The organism is Terrisphaera buseokensis (assembly GCF_047521145.2).
Lineage (GTDB): Bacteria > Verrucomicrobiota > Verrucomicrobiia > Opitutales > Opitutaceae > ER46.
Genome location: NZ_CM134186.1, coordinates 2,386,415 through 2,405,506 on the forward strand (window position 1 = coordinate 2,386,415; position 19,092 = coordinate 2,405,506).

At 66.5% G+C, this 19,092-nt stretch carries 11 protein-coding genes and 1 pseudogene; 6 read left to right on the forward strand and 6 right to left on the reverse strand.

Annotated features, from left to right (window positions below):
- Positions 1 to 10: 10 nt before the first annotated feature.
- Positions 11 to 1,156 (reverse strand): GTP-binding protein, encoded by a 1,146-nt coding sequence (locus tag ACLJEU_RS08705; protein ID WP_414662217.1) that lies wholly within the window; start codon positions 1,154 to 1,156, stop codon positions 11 to 13.
- Positions 1,153 to 1,635 carry a glycine cleavage system protein H gene (locus ACLJEU_RS08710; protein ID WP_414662218.1) on the reverse strand — a complete coding sequence of 161 codons (483 nt, stop codon included), beginning with the start codon at positions 1,633 to 1,635 and terminating at the stop codon, positions 1,153 to 1,155. The genes ACLJEU_RS08705 and ACLJEU_RS08710 overlap by 4 nt, the downstream gene beginning before the upstream one ends.
- 292 nt (positions 1,636 to 1,927) lie before the next feature.
- On the opposite strand from ACLJEU_RS08710, the gene ACLJEU_RS08715 reads away from it, so the two are divergent.
- The 3 genes and pseudogenes from ACLJEU_RS08715 to ACLJEU_RS08725 form a co-directional block, all read left to right on the forward strand.
- Entirely contained in the window at positions 1,928 to 3,082 is a 1,155-nt protein-coding gene (locus ACLJEU_RS08715) for a cysteine desulfurase family protein (protein WP_414662219.1), read from the forward strand.
- Between the two features lie 6 nt (positions 3,083 to 3,088).
- Positions 3,089 to 5,026, forward strand: a complete 1,938-nt coding sequence (locus ACLJEU_RS08720) for a prenyltransferase/squalene oxidase repeat-containing protein (RefSeq protein WP_414662220.1) — start codon at positions 3,089 to 3,091, stop codon at positions 5,024 to 5,026.
- 293 nt (positions 5,027 to 5,319) lie between these two features.
- Positions 5,320 to 5,793 (forward strand): annotated as a pseudogene (locus ACLJEU_RS08725) (YchJ family protein); the annotation flags it as partial.
- 77 nt (positions 5,794 to 5,870) lie between these two features.
- Here the strand turns inward: ACLJEU_RS08725 and ACLJEU_RS08730 are convergent.
- The 4 genes from ACLJEU_RS08730 to ACLJEU_RS08745 form a co-directional block, all read right to left on the reverse strand.
- Positions 5,871 to 6,896 (reverse strand): metal-dependent hydrolase, encoded by a 1,026-nt coding sequence (locus ACLJEU_RS08730; protein ID WP_414662221.1) that lies wholly within the window; start codon positions 6,894 to 6,896, stop codon positions 5,871 to 5,873.
- A 257-nt stretch (positions 6,897 to 7,153) separates the two neighbouring features.
- Complete coding sequence (locus tag ACLJEU_RS08735; RefSeq protein WP_414662222.1) at positions 7,154 to 8,452, reverse strand: Gfo/Idh/MocA family oxidoreductase; 1,299 nt, start codon at positions 8,450 to 8,452, stop codon at positions 7,154 to 7,156.
- 94 nt (positions 8,453 to 8,546) lie between these two features.
- On the reverse strand, positions 8,547 to 9,509 hold the full coding sequence (locus ACLJEU_RS08740; RefSeq protein WP_414662223.1) for a sugar phosphate isomerase/epimerase family protein: 963 nt from the start codon (positions 9,507 to 9,509) through the stop codon (positions 8,547 to 8,549).
- Positions 9,510 to 9,650: 141 nt separating this feature from the next.
- Positions 9,651 to 11,045, reverse strand: coding sequence for a 3-keto-disaccharide hydrolase (locus ACLJEU_RS08745; protein WP_414662224.1), 1,395 nt, complete (start codon positions 11,043 to 11,045; stop codon positions 9,651 to 9,653).
- Positions 11,046 to 11,420: 375 nt separating this feature from the next.
- Between ACLJEU_RS08745 and ACLJEU_RS08750 the strand changes: the two genes are divergently transcribed.
- From ACLJEU_RS08750 to ACLJEU_RS08760, 3 genes are all read left to right on the forward strand, one after another.
- On the forward strand, positions 11,421 to 12,917 hold the full coding sequence (locus ACLJEU_RS08750) for a sulfatase (protein WP_414662225.1): 1,497 nt from the start codon (positions 11,421 to 11,423) through the stop codon (positions 12,915 to 12,917).
- A 333-nt stretch (positions 12,918 to 13,250) separates the two neighbouring features.
- Positions 13,251 to 14,468: an FG-GAP repeat domain-containing protein gene (locus tag ACLJEU_RS08755; RefSeq protein WP_414662226.1), complete on the forward strand. Its 1,218-nt coding sequence runs from the start codon at positions 13,251 to 13,253 to the stop codon at positions 14,466 to 14,468.
- Between the two features lie 299 nt (positions 14,469 to 14,767).
- Positions 14,768 to 19,024 (forward strand): PVC-type heme-binding CxxCH protein, encoded by a 4,257-nt coding sequence (locus ACLJEU_RS08760; RefSeq protein WP_414662227.1) that lies wholly within the window; start codon positions 14,768 to 14,770, stop codon positions 19,022 to 19,024.
- Positions 19,025 to 19,092: the final 68 nt, after the last annotated feature.

Here is a 19,092-nt window from a genome sequence, read left to right on the forward strand (position 1 = left end):
GGGCTTCGGTTCAGGCCGGGGTGAGCAGGCGGTGTGTCGGCTGCGGCTTGCCCGGGCGGAAATGCTCGAGGTGATCGAGGCTGAACGTTACGGACGGGAACGTGGCCCTGAGGGCCGCCAACGCGGCTTCAAGCGCAGTCTTGAGCGCGGCGGGCGCGGCTTCGGCGCGGAGATTCAAGATCAGCTGGCCGGCGGTGCAGTCCTGATCGAGCCGCAGCGACAGCTCGGGCACGAAGTCGCTGCGCACGAGGTTGAGTGACGCGAGATCATTCAGGCCGCCGTCCGGACTGAAGGTCATTTTCAGATGCGCGACCTCGGCGCCGGCGCCGGCGAGTTGCTGTTGCAGCGTGCGGGCGAGGGCTTCGAGGACGGTGTTGGCGTCGAACTCTGCGCTGGCGGTGAGCTGGAGCGTGGCGTTGAGCCAGCCGAGCAGCGCCTCGCCGTCCGCGTAGATCGCGTAGTCCACTTCCATCACGCGGCGGGCCTGCTGTTCCGAGGCGAGAAGGCGATCGAACCAGGCGTCGAGCCCTTCGCCCGTGCGGGCGGAAACGGCCAGCACCTCGGCGTGCGGGTAGTCACGCTGCAGCACGCCACGCAGGGCACAGAGCTCGGCTGCCGTGACGGTGTCCTGTTTGTTGATGACGATGATGTCCGCCTCTTCCAGCTGCTTGCGGTAAATATAAAGCACCTTGTCCGAGAACGCCCGACCCTCGGCGAGGCCGAAGACGCGCAGCGCGCGTTGCGGATCGATCAGGACGCTGAGCGGCGCGATCGTGAAGCTGTCACCGTAAATTCGCCGGAGCGGGTACGTGACTGTCGCGACCAGATCGGTGCAGCTGCCGACGGGTTCGGCGACAAAGACATCCGGCCGCGTGGCGGCGGTGAGCCGGCCGGCGGCGTCGACGAGGGAGTTGAAGCGACAACAGAAACAGCCGCCGGGAATTTCCTCCGTCGCGAAACCGCGGGCGCGGAGGACGGAGGTGTCGACGAGGCCGCTGCCTTGATCGTTCGTGATGAGGCCGGCGCGCAGGCCGCGGGCTTGCAGCAACGCTGCGAAGCGCGCGACGGCGGTCGTCTTGCCCGCGCCGAGAAAGCCGCCGATCATCACATAACGCGCCGCGGGCGAGGACGGCTGGGATTCAGGGGAGGCGGTCACGGGGGCGGTGGGGGGCCGGAATCTTTTTGCTGTTGCAGCATGCGGTCAATGGTCTCGTTCAGAAGCATCGCGTAGTCCCGCGCCGGCATGCACGCCGGATCGGGCGTGCCGCGGGCCCGGTAAAGCCAGCCGGCTCCGTACGGAGCGTCGTGAATCTGTTCGAGGTGGCCCTTGAGGCCCGGATTGCCCTCGTGAAACTCGCCGTCGATGACGCCGTAGATGTCGCTGATCGCCTTGAACCCTTCGATCCAGCCGAGAATCGTGCCGGGCTTGATCGGCGTGCCCGGCGGAACGTCGAATGCCTGATCGACGAGATCGCCGAGCATGCGAACGGCGAACTTGGAAAACCCCACGCGCCACATCCCGTCGGGTTCGGGCGCCAGCCAGAAATGCGACGGAGCGTACAGGGCGTCGGCCGGCAGATGAGTCGCAAAGTTCGATCGCTTGAAGAAAATCGTCTTGGGCGTTGCGTCTTCCATGCCGGAGTCCGGCGAAATCAGCGGCAACCCCGCGCGATTGCAAGGAGGCAGACGGGAATCTCGCGGGAGAGCGAACGGAGCTCGGAATCCACGGAATGCAGGAGGGTGCCCACGGAACACACGGAACACACGGAAAGGCTGAAATACCCCGAGAATCCCAGCCTTGGATTTCATTTCCGTGTATTCCGTGTGTTCCGTGGGCCCCCATCCGAATGCCAACGGTGACGCCACACGTTCGATCGAGCGGAATTCTGGACACCGTGCGCGATAACGCCGAGAACCAGAGCCCGTCATGATTTACCTCGACCACAACGCCTCCGCGCCGCTGCTGCCGGTGGCCCGCGCGGTGTGGCTCGAGGCGGAGGATCGTTATCCGGGTAATCCGTCGAGCCCGCACCGGCTGGGCGCTCGGGCCGACACCGCGTTGGATCTCGCCCGCCAACGATTGGCGGCGGTGCTCGGCGGTTCGTCGCACGATCTCGTGTTTACGAGCGGGGCGACGGAGGCGGTCACGACCGTGCTGCATCATGTCGCCGGTGACGCCGATCCGGCGGCCGTCGTGTGGGTGTCGGCCATCGAACATCCGGCCGTGATCGCGAGCGGGCGCGCGTATTTTGGTCCGCGGGTGCGGTTGATGCCGGTTTCAGCCGACGGCGTCGTCGACCTCGCGTGGGTGTCGGCGCAATTCGCGGTCGAGCGGCCGGCGCTCGTGGCCGTGATGGCGGCGAACAACGAGACTGGCGTGCTGCAGCCGTGGCGCGCGTTGCACGAGCGCTGTGCCGCGGCGGGCGTGCCGTTTTTCTGCGATGCCACGCAATGGTGCGGACGGTTGCCGTCGGCCGGCCTCGGCGCGCTCGATTTCGTGGCGGGCAGCGCGCACAAGTTCGGCGGCCCGCGCGGCGTGGGTTTCCTGAAATGTCCGGCGCGCGTGACGTTGCGCCCGTTGCTGCACGGCGGTTCCCAGCAGGCGGGGCGTCGCGCCGGTACCGAAAATGTATCCGGCGTGCTCGCGATGCTCGCTGCGCTCGAGTGGTGCGAGGCGCAGCTCGCGGACGGCGGGCTCGCGGCGCGACTGATCCAGCGCGAACGATTCGAACGCGATCTGCTCGCGGCCCTGCCGGCGGTGCGCCTCACCGGCGCGGGGCAGGAGCGGCTCTGGAACACGGTGAACGTGATCATGCCCGAGCTCGACTGCCGGCAACGCTGGGTCGTGAAACTCGACAAGGCCGGCTTCGCGGTGTCGACCGGTTCGGCCTGCGCCAGCGGCACCGAACATCCTTCGCACGTTCTGACCGCGATGGGCCGGAGTGCGGCCGAGGCGGCGCGGGCGTTGCGTTTCAGCGGTGGTTGGACGACGAGCGAGATCGAATGGAATGCCCTGCTGGCGGCGCTGCCCCGGCTTCACGCCGAACTGGCGCAGGCCGCAGCGGTATCGGGCGAACGGTGACGCCGCATGACGCCCCGTTCCGTGGCCCGGTCGGCGATTGCCGGCGACCCGCTGCCGGGTGACTTGCAAGCGCGAGTGGCCGCGGCGAGCCGCGCGGCCATGGCGGTGTTGCGGCAGGAACGATCCGGGACGGAACCAGGCTGGACCGGCGAACTCTCGGCCAGCGCGCTGTCGACGGCGACGGCTGTGACCGCGTTGACGCTGGTGGCGCGCGCTGATCCGACCGTCGCGTCGGCGGTGGCGGGACGGATCGAACGCGGCTTCGCCTGGCTGCTCCGCACGCAGAATGCCGACGGCGGCTGGGGCGACACGACGCGCAGTTTCAGCAATATCAGCACCACCACGCTGGTGTGGGCCGCGCTGGGGCTCGCCCCGGAGGCGATCGCGGGCCGGGCGAAGTCGCTCGCGGCGGTCGAGGGCTGGCTGACGCGCGCGGCCGGCTCGCTCGAGCCGGAGGCCTTGACCGCGGCGATCGAGCGGCGGTACGGCAATGACCGCACGTTTTCGATTCCGATTCTGACGATGTGCGCGTTGTGCGGCCGCCTCGGGCCGGGTCGGGACGGGTGGCGTCACGTACGGCAGCTGCCGTTCGAAGCGGCGGTCCTGCCTCAGCGCTGGTACGGCGCGCTGCAGCTGCCCGTCGTGAGCTATGCGTTGCCCGCCTTGATTGCGATCGGACAGGTGCGACACGGTTTGCGCCCCACCGGCAACCTCGCGCTGCGGGCCCTGCGCAACCGGTGTCGGTCGCGCACGCTCGCGACGCTGGCGCGACTCCAGCCGGAGAACGGCGGCTTCCTCGAGGCGACGCCGCTGACGAGTTTTGTGACGATGAGCCTGGCCGCACTCGGCCTGACGTCGCATCCGGTCGGCCAACGCGGCGTGGCGTTCATCACGGCCTCGGCGTGCACCGACGGCAGCTGGCCGATTGACACGAATCTCGCGACGTGGGTGACGACCCTGGCCGTGCAGGCGCTGGGCGGCGAACATCTCGGCGACGACGCGGCGTCGGTGGCGTCGCGTCGTCGGGCGCTGTGCGACTGGATTGTGCAACAGCAGTATCGCGTCACGCATCCGTACACGCTCGCGGCGCCGGGCGGTTGGGCGTGGACGAATCTGCCGGGCGGCGTCCCGGATGCGGATGACACCGCCGGGGCGTTGCTCGCGCTGGCCGCGCTCGAACCGGCGGACGCCACCGTGCAGGCCGCGGCGCGGGCCGGGGTGCAGTGGTTAATTGATCTGCAGAATCGCGATGGCGGCATCCCGACGTTCTGCCGCGGCTGGGGCAAACTGCCGTTCGATCGCAGCAGTCCGGATCTTACCGCGCACGCGATCCGGGCTTGGATCACGTGGCGGTCGAGCATGCCCGAACCGATGCAACGCCGCGTCGATGCCGCGATCGCGAAAGCCGTTCGTTTCCTGCAGCGCACGCAACGCGTGGACGGCGCGTGGGTGCCGTTGTGGTTTGGACATCAGGAGGCGCCGGACGACGAAAATCCACTCTACGGCACGAGTCGCGTCGTGCCCGCGCTGCGCCAGCTGCAGGAGGCCGGAGTGGGCCTCGATGTGAGTGTGCCCCTGGAACGCGCGCGTCACTGGCTCGTGGCGAGACAGCACGCCGACGGCGGCTGGAGCGCTGCGCCCGGGGCGGTGGCATCGACGGAGGAAACCGGGCTCGCGGTGGAGGCGCTGGCTTCGATGTGGCACGACGTGACGATCGAGGCCGCGGGGCGAGACGCGTTGCAAGCTGCCCTCGCGCGTGGCGCGGCGTGGCTGAGCGCGGCGGTCGAGAGCGGCCGCTGGCGCGAGCCGTCGCCGATCGGCTTTTATTTTGCGAAGCTCTGGTACTTCGAGCGCCTGTACCCGCTTGTGTTCGCGACGGGGGCGTTGCGGCGGGTCGCGGACCTGAGCGAATCGAAGCAGCTGATAGCTGCATCCGGCGCGTAGTCACTCGGTGAGTACGCGCGTCGGTCCGGTCCGGCTGATCGTGGCTACGAGCGCCAGCGAGTGGATGGGGTTCGAATGCACGATTGCACGCGGCCACTCGCTGGCGCTCGTAGCCACCGGAGAGTGTCGTCGAACGAGTGGTTCTCGGCAGCGACGATCGTGAGCGAGTGGAGGCGGCCGGGCCTTGCGTTGGCGATCCCGGCAGCGCGCTTCGGACTCGCCTGCGATCGGCGGCGGCGGCAACGTTTCCGCTCATGACCACTCCCGCCACCCGCTTGCCGCCCGCGCCCGATGCACCCTGTCCGTGTGGCAGCAGCCTTGCGTTTGCCCAGTGCTGCGAGCCGTTGTTGAAACGGGTGCGGCCCGCGGCGAGCGCCGAGCAGTTGATGCGCTCGCGTTTCACCGCGCATGCGCTGCGCGACTATCGTTACCTGCACCAGACGTATCTCGAGACGTCGAAGCGGCCGTTCACCGAGGAGCCGGACGACGGCGGGGAGCTGGCGTGGACGCGGCTGGTGATCCATTCGCACGAGCCGGGGCCGCAACCGGACCGGGCGTTCGTGGATTTCACGGCGTATTTTCAGGATAACGGCGTCGAGCACCCGTTGCACGAGAAGTCGGAATTTGCGCGCATCAACGGCGACTGGTTCTACACGCGCTCGGTCCGCACCGGTCCGGCACCCGTGAAGGCGGCGCCGAAAGTCGGGCGCAACGACCCGTGCCCCTGCGGCAGCGGCAAAAAATTCAAGCAATGCTGCGGACGTTGAGGTGAGTGGCGGCGTCAGAGGCCGCCGGCATTGCGTCGGCTCGCGGAGGACAGGCGGGACGCCCGCGCTCCCGGGGGCTAGGGCGCGACCACGAAACGCGGATCGCGGCCGCTGATTTCAGCCCACAGCGGTCGCACGCCGAGATCGCGATCGCGCGTGCGATTCACCCAGACCACTTCGGTCGGCGCGTCGGGGGCCGTGAAGCGAATGCCCCAGATCGGATCGAAGGCCTCGGTCGAGAGCGAATAGCGCATGTCGCCGAGGAACGTGTCATCGCCCGGGCGGCGCGCGACCCAGTGTTCGGAAAACCAGGCGAAGCGTTCGAAGGAGCGGCGGGTGTTGCGTGACGCTTCCGTCGCGGTCAGGTCCGCGGCCCGCACGAGCGGCAGCGACCAGCCCGCGCGCACCGAGGGCGCGGAAAACCAGCCGACGCGAATCCGATCCGCGTGAATCCGGCCGTCGGCGAGATAGAGCGCGCGCCACACGATGTTGTTGGCGAGCGTCGGCATGACTTCGATCCGTTCGATGGCATGGCCGCGGGTGCGCGCGAGTTCGCGCACGACCGCGCTGGCGCGTGTGTGCTGGAGGTAACCGCAGAGCAGATACGCGGCGGCCGCGCCGAGGGCGATGACGCCCGGAGCGGCGCGTTGCCGCCGCAGCGCCACGATCAGCCCGGCCAGCAGCGCGATCGTGAACGGCGGATCGATGATGGAAATCAGATCCCAGCCGGCACGGTGATCGGAGAAGGGCCACGCGAGCCGCGTGCCGTAGCTCGTGGCCGCATCGAGCAAGGCATGACTCACGTAGGCGACGAGGCAGCAGGCCCAGAGCGCACGCCAGCGCGGGCGATCCCGCCACGCGGGACGAACCAGCCAGAGGGCTGCCACGATGGCGGCCCCGATCGGGGCAAACCCGAGGGCGTGCGTGAAACCGCGGTGATATTCGATCGCGACCAGGGGATCAGCGGCGCTGCGGATGAAGACATCGGCATCCGGCACGAACGCCGCGAGCCCGCCGGCCAGCGCCGCGGTGCGTCCGAGTCGGCGGCCGAAGAGAACGTAGCCCAGGCTCGCGCCGAGGGCGATGTGCGTGAGTGAATCCACGTTCGCGGAGGAAAGCGGCAAGTCGGCCCGAAGCAAATGCGAGTTCCGTAACGTCGGACTGCAACGAGACGAAGATCTCCCGCGAATCACGCGAAGGGGCGCGAATGTTCGAGGGGGAAGCCTGCCGACGCTCGACGCAGGTGGATTGGGCGAGGCCGCCTCGCTCCCTGCTCGCATTCGTGGCCCTTCGCGTGATTCGCGGGCGCAAAAAAGCCGCGGCGAAATGGCCGCGGCTTTTGCAGTCAGTGAAGCGTTGATCAGGCCGTCGTGATCTTCCGCTTGGAGTGATCGTAGGTCGTCTTCTTGCCGGTGTCGTACGAGATCACCGCCATGAGGACAGCGATGGCGTGCTGGTAACCGGCGTCGATCGACGCGTGCGGGGTCTCGCCGCTGCGCATGCATTGCAGCCAGTTCAGGAAGTGATCCGGGCGGGCGACGGGCGTGACGTCCATCTTGCCGCGAATCTTGCCGTCGCGCTTTGGGCCGCCGTCGGCGCTGTACGTCGGCGCGTTCCAGTTGTCCACGGCGAGCGTGCCTTTTTCGCCGAAGAACTTCCGGGTGTTGCCCGCGCTGTTCGCGAAGTTGTTCGAGCTCGTGACCATCATGCCCTCGGGGTACATCCAGGTGGCGATGACGTTGTCGGGGACGGTGAAGTTGTTCTCGTCCTTCCAATACGTGACGCCGCCCATGCACATGCACGAAACCGGGAAACTGCAGTCGGTGACGTAGTGCATCAGGTCGAGGAAGTGCGCGCCCCACTGCGGGACCGGGCCCTGGCAGAACTCGTAGTAGCCGTACCAGGCGGCATGCTGCCGGGCGTCGAACGGCCGGGCCTTCCGGTCGCCGAGGAACTCCTTCCAGTCGAGGTCGGCTTCCTTCACGTCGCGCTTCAGGTAGCTGTACCAGTAGGGCGGGGTGCTGTTGCGGGTTTCGTCGACGCGGGAAATCTTGCCGAGGATGCCGCTCTTCACGAGTTCGCGGGCGCCGGCGATGCCGGGGAGACTGCGGAGCTGGGTGCCGACCTGGATGATGCTGCCCTTGGCCTGCGCGGCCTTGGCGGCGTCGTAGGCGCGGACCAGTTTGTCCATCTCGGTCGCGAGCGGTTTCTCGATGTAAATGTGCTTGCCGGCCTTGGCCGCGGCCTCGAGGTGCGTGGTGTGGTGGAAATCTGGAGACGCGACCATGACGGCGTCGATGCCGTCCATGGCGAGCAGATCGCGATAGGAGGTGAACTCCTTCGCCTCGCGGCCGAACGCCTTTTTGATGACGGCGTTGGTGCCTTCGCGGGCGACCTTCCACGGATCGGCGATGGCCACGACCTCGAAGTTGGTTTCCTTGACGTGCGGGAGGATGCCGTTTTCCAGGTGCGCGCCGCGACCGCGGCTGCCGACGCCGATCTGGGCGATGCGAATGCGGTCGTTGGCGCCGATGGAGCGGCTGCGTTCCGCGGCGGTGAGCGGGTTGGACCAGGTGGTGGCAGCGACGGCAGCCAGGCCCGCGGACGTCTTAAGGAAGTCGCGACGCGGGAGCGAGGGGGCGGGGGACGATGGATTCATGATAGGTGTAAGAGAAGAGTCGAAAGGGTGGGAGGCGGCGAGTGGAGGTATGGGCGGGGTGCCCTCACCCCGCCTGCAGAAATGGGATGAAGGACTAGGCGACGAGGATTTGATCGAGCTTCTGGGACAAGTGGGCGAGATACTCGGCGGGCGCGAGATCGCGGGGCCAGCTCTGTTCGGTGATCAGCCAGCCGGAATAGGGGATTTGATCGAGCGCCGCCATCACGGCCGGCCAGTCGCTGTCGCCTTGGAACAGCTCGACGTTGAACCCGGCCCGCGGTCCCTGTTCGTCGCGGAGCTTCCGACTGTATTCCTTGACGTGCACGGTCGCGATGCGCCGGCCGAGGATTTGCGCCCATTGCTCGGGCCAGCCGGTGTTGATCACGTTGCCGACATCGAAGTGCCAGCGCACCATCGGAGACTTGAACGAGTCGCAGTAGTCGGCGGCCTCGAGCGGACTGAGCAGGAAACCGTTCCAGACATTCTCGAGGGCGATGGCGACACCGAGCTCCTCCGCCAGGGGCACGCACTTCTTGATTTCCTCGATCGAGCGCTGATGCGCCTCGGCGTACGTCGTCTGCTTGTTCACGACGGCGGGCACGAGTAACACGGAGGTCGCGCCATACGCTTTCGCATCGCGGAGAGCCTGCTTCAAGTTGTTCACGCTGACCTCGCGCTTTGCCGGACTCGGGTCCGACAGCGGATGCGTCCAATGCGACGCCATCAAGACACTCGGAATCTCCAGGCCGGCGGCGTCGCGGGCGGCGAGCACTTCCTTCTGATCATTGCCGCTCTGGATCTCGAGGCCGTGGAAGCCGGCATCTTTCAGCATCTGGAATTTCTGGGCGAGGCTCAGCGTCTGGCCCGGTGGCGCGCGAAACGTCGAGAACATGAAACCCTTCTTGTTGGCGCGGGGCGTGGTGCGCGACGGCTTGAAGGGCGCGGGGGCGGCGGCCTCCGGCGCGCTGGCTCGTTTCTTCTTTTCGGCGGCCTGGGCCGCAAACGGTGCCAGTGCCGCCAGCGCGGACGACGAGGTGATAAAAGTGCGGCGATTCATTGCAGGGAGTTGAAAGGCGATAGGTTAAAGTTGAAAGACGTGGATGAGTCGGGAGCCGAGGCGTCAGCCCACGGAGTGCTGGCGGTTTTCATTGGGGGCGGTTGTTCACTTCTCAACGTTCAGCCTTCGCCTGCGTGGCGCTCAAAGCTTCTTCACGCTGATGTCCTTGAATTGCACCGGGTCGGTGTGGCCGGCGAGACCGAGGAAACCACTGGTGCGGTCTTTGCCCGGATGCGGGGACTTCGCCATGACCGTGGTCAGGTCGACCGTCTTGAGGTCGGTGTCGAGAATCACCGTGCCGTTGAGTTCGACCTTCAACGTCGATCCCTTGACCGTGACCTCCTGGAAATTCCATTCGCCGATCGGCCGCAGGTAACCGCGGGCGGCCGGCACCATGCCGTAAGCCGAGCCGTGATACTGGCGCAGGTCGAGTTTCTTTTCCGGCTGGTTCCGCGCACCGTAGTAGTTCTCGTCGATGATTTGCAGCTCGGTCATGCCGTCGTAGGCGGTGTTGCCCGTGCCGGGATAACGGATCGCGAGGCCGTTGTTTCCACCCGGCGGCAGCTTGAACCAAAGTCGAACCTGAAAGTCCTTCAGCTCTTGATTCCAGTACGGGGTGCCGCCGCGGCCGTTGCGCCAGAGGAGGGTGCCGTCCTTGATCTCCATGACGTCGCCCGGAGTCTTGACCGGGCCTTTTTCCTCGATGGCCCAGCCATCGAGATTTTTCCCGTTGAAGATGGGTTCGAACCCTTTTCCACCGCGGCTGGCGAGATACGTGTTCGCCTCGTCCGTGCCAATCTCGCGGAGATAAATGTTGCGCCAGTGCGTCGCGCCGCCGTGCGTTTGCAACTGAATCGGTCCCTTCGCGGGAATGGGCCGGCGCTCCTCGGGTTTCAGCTTCTTGTTGTTCTTGTCGTAATAGTTTTCGAGGACCGCGTGATCGACGACGAGCTTCTGGTTGAGCCAGACGCTGACGCGGCTGCCGACCATGACGACTTTAAGGGCGTTCCATTCGCCGATCGGCTTGTCGGCTTTCACCAGCGGCTCGCGGCCGGGAGTGCCCTTGGTGTTGTTCCAGAGTCCGCCGGAACCTTTCGCGTAGCCGATCTCCTTCGTGTCCGGAATCGCTGTGTCCCAAATCTGGACCTGCGGCACCCCGCGGAGGTACACGCCGGAGTCGGCACCCTTCGCCAGCTTGTAGTCGAGCGTCAGTTCAAAATCGCCGTAATCCTTGAGCGTGGTGGCGTAGCCGCCCAGGCCGTCGTTCACCAACACGCCGCCTTCCGCGCGCCAATGCGGCTTGCCGTCCTTCAACTCGGTCAGGCTCGCCGTCCACTGCGCGATCTGCGCCTCGCGTTCCGCGGCCGGCAGCTCGAGCAGCTGCCGGTGATCATACGTGCTGCCACCGCGCCAGCCGGACAAATCCTGGCCGTTGAACAATGCGGTGAACCCGGCCGGCGGCTGGGCGGCTTGGACCAGGGCGGCGAGGCCGACGCAGGCAAACGAGGTGACGAGGAAGAGACCGGGTCTGAACATAGGCGACGAGTGAAGCAGGGGAGGAAGCGAATCGGGACGGGGTGCGAAGTTAACTAGACAGTTACCTCGTCATCGCAAACCGAAATTCCGGCGCGGCGGAAAAAGTTACCCGACGGTGCCGAGCTCGCGTGAGACACCGCGGCGTGACGACGGTCTGAAAAAGCCTGGCGAAGCAGGAGGCCATGAAGCCAGGACCCAATCCTGGTTTTCTGGCTTCCGAATTCATCGCCCACATCTCCACTGGTCTCCCGGTTTCCTGGCGTCCTGCTCAATCTTTGACTTTTGCCTGCAAACTCTCGGTGCTCGTGTCTTCCAGCGCGGATCCTGCCTTGCCAGCCGGACCTCGCGCTTCTCGTTTCCCCGACGTTTCCCCTCATGAAAGTACCCTCCGCATTTCTCGCCGCCGTGCTGGCGCTCGCAGCGTTACCCGCGGTTTTCGCCGCCACCGCCTCGAAGCCCAATGTGCTCTTCATCGCGATCGATGATCAGAACGACTGGGTCGGCCCGCTCGGTGGTCACCCGCTCGCGCGCACGCCCCAACTTGATCGGCTCGCCGCGCGCGGCACCACGCTCCTCAACGCCCATTGCCAGGCGCCGCTCTGCAATCCTTCCCGCACGAGTTTGCTCCTCGGCCTGCGCCCGACGACCACCGGCGTTTACGGCCTCGCCCCGTGGTTCCGCACGCTCGAGCCGTTGAAGGGCCGCGTGACGCTGCCGCAGCATTTCAAAGCCAACGGCTACCGCACGCTGACGACTGGAAAAATTTATCACGGTGGGGTCGGCAACGCCGAGGCGCGCAAACACGAATTCGATGTCTGGGGGCCGGCCGGCGGCATGGGCGCCAAGCCGCCGAAGAAACTCATTCCGCCGACACCGGGCGGGAATCATCCGCTGATGGACTGGGGCGTGTTTCCCCATCGCGACGAGGACAAGGGCGACTACCAGATCGCGAGCTGGGCGATCGATCAGATCAAGACCGCGCCGAAGGAGCAGCCGTTCTTCCTCGCCGTCGGTTTCTTTCTGCCGCACGTGCCCTGCTACATTCCGCAGAAGTGGTACGATCTGTTTCCCGGCGACGATCGCCTCCTGCCCCCGGTGAAGGCCAACGACCGCGACGACACGCCGCGTTTCTCGTGGAATCTCCACTGGGATTTGCCCGAGCCGCGCTTGAAATGGGTGCAGGAAAACAAGCAGTGGCACAATCTCGTCCGCTCGTATCTCGCCTCGACCGCCTTCGTCGACGCCCAGATCGGCCGGCTGATGGATCAGCTCGAAGCATCGGGCCAGGCCGACAACACCATCATTGTCGTCTGGGGCGATCATGGTTGGCACCTCGGCGAGAAAGGGATCACGGGCAAGAACACCCTCTGGGAACGCTCCACGCGCGTGCCGTTGATCTTCGCCGGACCGGGCGTGGCCAAAGGCTCCCGCACCATGCAGCCCGCCGAATTGATGGATATCTATCCGACGCTCGCCGAACTCTGCGGCCTGCCCGCCCGCTCCGACCTCGAGGGACTGAGCCTCGTGCCGCAATTGCAGAATCCGTCGGCGAAACGCGTGCGTCCCGCGATCACGTCGCACAACCAGGGCAACCACGGCATCCGCAGCGAACGCTGGCGCTACATTCACTACGCTGACGGCACCGAGGAACTCTACGACATCGCCGCCGATCCCAATGAGTGGACCAATCTCGCCGGCGATCCGCGCCACGCTGCCGTGATGGCCGAACATCGGCGTTGGATTCCGAAAGTCGATTTGCCGCCTGCCCCCGGCAGCGCGAGTCGCGTGCTCACCTACGATCCCGCGACGAACGAGTCCGTGTGGGAAGGCAAACGCGTCCGCAGCACCGATCCGATTCCCGGGCTGCAGTGAGCTGGCTCGATGCGGCAGCGAGCGACGCGCGGCGCGAGCACATCCGCGGCCGCTATTTCGTGCGGATCGGTTTTCCGCGATGGACCTTGTCGCCCGATGCGCCAAGGTCCGTGGTGTCCGGCAGAAACGTTTAATCCTAAATTCGGCGGAAGGACTCACCACTGATTAGCAGTATCGGCACTGATAGGGAAAATACCAATCAATCGTCCGGAAATAAGCCGCTCGTCCATTGAATGAGAGGCTCCGGTCGGGTCACCGGATTGGAATCAGTGGTCATTAGTGACAATCAGTGGTTCAACTGCGGTTTTTAGGTTCCTTTTTCATCCCCCCTTCATGAAGCCCCGCGTTCTCCTCCTCGCCCTGGTCCTGCCCGCGTTTGCCTGCGCGGCCGATGCGCCCAAATCCGCGCCCAAAGCCGCCGCGAAAAAAGCGGCCGCGCCCGCGCTCAAGTTCCGCGTGCAACAGCTGCACGTCGACAACAACGAGGGCTGCGCCGTCGCCGACTTCAACCGCGACGGCAAGCCGGACATCAGCGCGGGCGAATACTGGTACGCCGGTCCCGATTTCAAAACCAAACGCCAGCTCCGCAAGCTGGAGCCGTTCGGCAAGGACTACATGACGAACTGCGGCGAGCACGCCTACGACGTCAACGGCGACGGCTTCCCCGACATCGTGACCGGCGCGTTCATGGACACGAAGGTTTACTGGTATGAGAACCCCGGCGCGGCGGGCCTGGACAAACCCGGCTTCTGGAAGGAGCACGTGCTGGTGGAGACCGCGCTCGCGCAGAACGAGTGGACTGACCTGCGCGACCTCGACGGCGACGGCGTGCCGGAGTACGTCGTCAATTCCTACGGCCCCGCGAACGCCATGATGGCGTATCGCTTCGCGAAGAACGCCCGGAACGAGCCGGTGCTCGAGCCGTGGACGATTCAGGCCGGCGCGCCGTTCGTGAACGGTCACGGCATCGGCTTCGGCGACATCAACCACGACGGCCGCGACGACATCCTGTATGGGAATGGCTGGTACGAGCAGCCCAAGGACGGCGCACGCACGAAACCGTGGGTGCGGCACGCCGACTGGACCTTTCCCCACGCGAGCACGCCGATGATCGTCGTCGATCTCTCCGGCGACGGCCGCAACGATTTCATCTGGGGCCACGGCCACAACTACGGCCTGTATTGGGAAGAGCGGCGCGATGACAACAAGGACGGCAGCACGAACTGGCGTCACAATGTGATCGACGACAAGATATCGCAGAACCACTGCCTCGTCTGGGCCGACATCGACAACGACGGCAAACCCGACCTCATCACCGGGCGTCGCGTGAAGGCGCACAGCGGCAACGATCCGGGCGACAACGAGCCGGGCTGTGTGGCCTTTTATAAATGGGACGCCGCGGGCCGTCGTTTCACGAAGCACATGATCGCCGAGAACGGTCCCGGCATCGGCCTCCAGATCCGGCTCGTCGATCTCGACGGCAACGGCTGGAAGGACGTCGTCGTCGCCGGCAAGAGCGGCACACACATTCTCTGGAACGGCGGGAAGTAAGACGGGCAGGAGGCTGCGTCCGCCAGCCAGCAGCCGAGATGTGGCTGCGAGCGCCAGCGAGCGGAGCGTCGTGTGCGCGCGGCTCACGGAGAGCTTGGCCAACTCCTTGGCCAGTTTCCACCGTAGCCACGGCTGACGTCCAACGGTAACGGACGACCGGTATCACGCTCACCCTTGCGCCTTTCGTTCTGCGCTGCGGCTGCTCGCTCGCGCACGCGGCCAGCGGTCACGATCCCGCAGTCGGGGCTTCCCATCGATGCGGGCGGTCGGCAGATTGCGCGACTCGTCACCCATTCCCCATGCGTCGTCGTCTCCTCCCGTTCCTGCTTTGCCTTCTTTCCTGCGCGGCCGCCGTCGCCGCCGAGACCCCCTTTGAACTGAAAGACGGCGACCGCGTCGTGTTTCTCGGCGACACCGTCGTCGAGCGGGAACAGTATCACGGCTGGGTCGAGCTGATGCTGACGACGCGCTTCGCCGATCGCGCGATCACGTTCCGCAATCTCGGCTGGAGCGCTGACACGCCCGCGGGCGACTCGCGCTTCGGTCGCAGCCTGCTGCAGGCCGGCAAGGAGCCCGCCGACGAAGGCTGGACGCAGCTCGTCCGCCAGATCGAGGAGGCGAAACCGACCGTCGTGTTCGCCGGTTACGGCATGGCCAATTCCTTCGAGGGCGAAGCCGGCCTGGCGCGTTTCAAATCCGACTACGCGCGGCTCCTCGATGTGATCGAGCAGCACTCGCCCGGTGCGCGCGTCGTGTTGCTCGCCCCGCTGCCGCACGAGAATCTCGGCGCGCCGTTCCCCGCGCCGGCCACGCACAATTCGCAGCTCGCGGCCTACGCGCGGGCCGTCGGCGAGATTGCCACGCAGCGTCGCGCGCGCTTCGTGCCGCTCTTCGATCTTCTGCGCACGCGCGCCAGCGAACCCCTCACCGACAACGGCATCCACCCAACCGATCGCGGCTATCGCGTCATCGCCGAGGTGCTCGAGGATCAGTTGTTCGGCGCCGCGACGCCCGGCCCGTGGCGCGCCAGCACGCAGTCCGAGACGCTTCGCCAGGCCATCCTCCGCAAGAACGAATGGTACTTCCACCGGTCGCGGCCGGCGAACATGGCGTACATTTTCGGCTTCCGGAAGCGCGAGCAGGGCAAGAACGCGACCGAGGTGCTGCAGTTCGACGAGTTCATCGCCGCCGAGGAGAAACGCATCGCGCAGCTCCGCGGCCTGCAGCTCGTGAGCGTGCCCGAGATCCCGCGGCGCGTCGGCAACCTGAAGCTGGAGTTCACGCCGCAGCCGCACCCGGAGTTCCAGGTGGCGGACGGACTCGAGGTCACGCTGTGGGCGGAGAATCCGATGCTCCACAAACCGATTCAGATGAACTTCGACGCCAAGGGCCGACTCTGGGTCGTCAGCTCGGAGCTGTATCCACAAATTGAACCCGGCCAGGCGCCGACCGACAAAATCATCGTGCTCGAGGATACGAAGGGCGCGGGTCGGGCCGACAAGGCGACGGTGTTTGCCGACGGACTCCTGATCCCGACCGGCATCGAAGTGGGCGACGGCGGCGCCTACGTGGCGCAGAGCACGGATCTGATTCACTTCAAGGACACCGATGGCGACGGCAAGGCGGACGTGCGTCGCATCGTGCTGAGCGGCTTCGGCACCGAGGACACGCATCATAATCTGCACACGCTGCACTGGGGACCGGACGGACGCCTCTACATGAACCAGTCGGTCTACACCCGCACCGACACGGAGACGCCGCACGGCGTCGTGCGGTTGAAGGCGGGCGGCGTGTTTCGTTTCGATCCGCGCGATCAGCGGATGGAGATTCTCTTTCGCGGTTGGGTGAACGCCTGGGGCCACCAGTTCGACGCGTACGGCCAGTCGTTCGTGACGGACGGCGCTGGCTTCCAAGGCGTGAGCTGGGCGATTCCGGGTGCCACCTATTTCACGCTCGCCCCATTTCGTCGCACGCTCGAGAGCGTCAGTCCGGGGCGCTACCCGAAGTTCGCAGGGCTCGAGATCGTGCGCAGCACGCAGTTCCCCGCCGACTGGCAGGGTGATGTGATCACCGCGGATTTTCGCGCGCACCGCGTTGTGCGCTTCAAGCTGTCCGATCAGGGCTCCGGCTATGTGACCAAGGAAATGCCCGATCTCATGCGCACGACGGCGGATTCGTTCCGGCCGATTGATGTCCGGCTCGGACCTGATGGCGCGCTCTACATCGCGGACTGGAGCAATCCGATCATCCAGCACGGCGAGGTCGATTTCCGCGATACGCGGCGCGACAAATCCCACGGCCGCATCTGGCGCGTGGCCGCGAAGACGAGCGCCGCGCCGATGGTGAAACGTGATTTCTCGACGCTCGGCACCGCCGCGCTGCTCGATGCGCTCAATTCCGCCAACGGCTACGAACAGGAGCGCGCGAAACGCATGCTCGTCGAACGTGGCGCCGCGGCGGTCGAGCCGGAACTCGATGCGTGGACGAAAAAGCAGACGACGGAGTCCGGCCGCCTGCAGGCGTTGTGGGCGTATCAGGCGTTGAATCTCGCGCGGCCCGACCTGCTCAACGGCCTGCTCGCGGCCAGCGATCCGCGCGTGCGTGCGGCGGCAGTGCGGGCACTGCCGCCGGGCGGAGAGATTGGCCCGCTGGCGAAACTCATCGCGGACGCCCATCCGCGCGTGCGGCTTGAAGCCGTGCGGGCGCTCGGCTCCCGCAACTCCGCGCCGGCGGCGGAACTCGCGCTGAGCGTGATGGAGCGGCCGATGGATCCGTTCCTCGACTATGCGCTCTGGCTCACGATCAACGATCTGGCTGAGCCGTGGCTGGCCGCCGTGAAAAGCGGTGCGTGGAAATTTGCGGGTCGTGAGAAGCAGCTCGAGTTTGCGCTGAAGTCGATCGAGCCGACGCTCGCGGCGGGCGTGCTGAGTCAGCTCATCGGCCGGCAGGGCGTCGCGCGCGATGGCTCCGGCCCGTGGATCGAACTGATCGGCGCCGCGGGCGGTCCGGCCGAGTTGCGAATTCTTTTCGATCAAGTCCTGCGCGGCGAGCTCACCGGCGCGGTGGCGCTGCGGGCGTTCACCGCACTCGGCGACGCGGCGCGGTTGCGCAGCGTGAAACCTGCCGGGGAGTTCACGGCGTTCGGCGATCTCTTGGCGACGAAGGATGCCGCCATGCGCACGGCTGCGATCGGACTCGCGGGCACGTGGAAGCTCACGGCGCTCACGCCGCGGTTGGTGACGCTCGCCGGCGACGCGAATGCGACGGCCGCGGATCGCACCGCGGCGCTGGCCGCCCTGCGTGACATCGGCGGCCCCAAGGTGATTGCCGAGTTGAAGAAGCTCGCCGGCGCCGCGTCGGCTCCGGCCGTCCGGCGCGATGCGGTCGTCACGCTCGCGGCCCTGGAACTGCCGACGGCAGTGCCCGATATGGTGGCGGTCTTGCAGGCGACGACGGACGAGGCACAGGCGCAGGCGTTGTGGCGTTCGCTGCTCGCGATCCGCGGCGTGAGTGCGCGGCTGGCAACGGAGTTGGCGAAGGTGGAGTTGCCGCGCGCGGTGGCTCTGGCTGGATTGCGGCCGGCCCGTGAAGGCAACCAGCACCAGGCGCTCGTGCCCGTGCTGATGAAGGCTGCGGGGCTCGTGCTCTCGACGGTGCAGTTGTCCGCGACGGAGCTGCAGGCACTCGCGCAGGAAGCGCTCGCCAAGGGCGACGCCGCCCGCGGCGAACACCTCTATCGCCGGGCCGAGCTCGCGTGCGTTGCGTGTCACGCGATCGGCGGCGCGGGTGGCAAGATTGGCCCCGACCTCACCAGTATCGGGGCGAGCGCGCCGCCGGACTATCTCGTCGAGTCGCTGCTCTATCCGAGCGCGAAGATCAAGGAAGGCTACCACTCGGTTCTCATTTCCACGAAGGACGGCCGGGAGCTCAGCGGCATGATTGCGCGGGAGTCGGCCACCGAGGTGCTGCTGCGTGATGCGGCGAACCAGGAGGTGTCGATTCCGGTGCAGTCCATCGCCAAGCGCACGAGCGTCGGCTCGCTGATGCCCGCCGGCCTCGTTGACACGCTGCTGCCCGAGGAACGGCTCGACCTTTTCAAGTTCCTGGCGCAGCTCGGCAAGCCGGGCGCGTTCGATGCGGCGAAGGGCGGGGTGGCGCGCGCGTGGAAGCTCTACCTGATTCTCAGCGTCAACGAACACCTCGGCGTGCAACGCGTGGTTGCGGGCGACTTCACGCTCAAGGACTGGATGCCGGCGCTCTCGCTCACCAGCGGCGACCTGCCCAGGGAGGCCGTCGCCCTCGCGTATCCGAGTCTCAACAACAACCGCGGCCTCTTTGCCGCGACGCAGTTCGACTCGGCCAAGGGCGGCACCGCGACCTTCACCCTGGCGGGAAATATGAAGGGCCTCTGGGTGAACGGCGCGCTAATCAAGCCGGGCGCAACCGTGCGCGCCGCGGTCAAGCCGGGCCGCAACACCCTCGTGATCCAGCTCGACGACGCCAAGGTCGACAACGTCCGCGTGAGCTCGGCGGACGTGGCGTTTGCGCTGGAGTGAACGGAATGAGTGTAGGCGGGGTGCCCGCACCCCGCATGAACGCATCGAATCTCCTTCCGTCCTGCGGG

What these genes read in the sequence shown, in the direction of transcription:
- ACLJEU_RS08755 (WP_414662226.1), top strand. Translation starts at nt 13,251, where the DNA reads ATGAAGCCCCGCGTTCTCCTCCTCGCCCTGGTCCTGCCCGCGTTTGCC.
- ACLJEU_RS08715 (WP_414662219.1), top strand. Translation starts at nt 1,928, where the DNA reads ATGATTTACCTCGACCACAACGCCTCCGCGCCGCTGCTGCCGGTGGCC.
- ACLJEU_RS08750 (WP_414662225.1), top strand. Translation starts at nt 11,421, where the DNA reads ATGAAAGTACCCTCCGCATTTCTCGCCGCCGTGCTGGCGCTCGCAGCG.
- ACLJEU_RS08740 (WP_414662223.1), bottom strand. Translation starts at nt 9,509, where the DNA reads ATGAATCGCCGCACTTTTATCACCTCGTCGTCCGCGCTGGCGGCACTG.
- ACLJEU_RS08710 (WP_414662218.1), bottom strand. Translation starts at nt 1,635, where the DNA reads ATGGAAGACGCAACGCCCAAGACGATTTTCTTCAAGCGATCGAACTTT.
- ACLJEU_RS08745 (WP_414662224.1), bottom strand. Translation starts at nt 11,045, where the DNA reads ATGTTCAGACCCGGTCTCTTCCTCGTCACCTCGTTTGCCTGCGTCGGC.
- ACLJEU_RS08735 (WP_414662222.1), bottom strand. Translation starts at nt 8,452, where the DNA reads ATGAATCCATCGTCCCCCGCCCCCTCGCTCCCGCGTCGCGACTTCCTT.
- ACLJEU_RS08720 (WP_414662220.1), top strand. Translation starts at nt 3,089, where the DNA reads ATGACGCCCCGTTCCGTGGCCCGGTCGGCGATTGCCGGCGACCCGCTG.
- ACLJEU_RS08760 (WP_414662227.1), top strand. Translation starts at nt 14,768, where the DNA reads ATGCGTCGTCGTCTCCTCCCGTTCCTGCTTTGCCTTCTTTCCTGCGCG.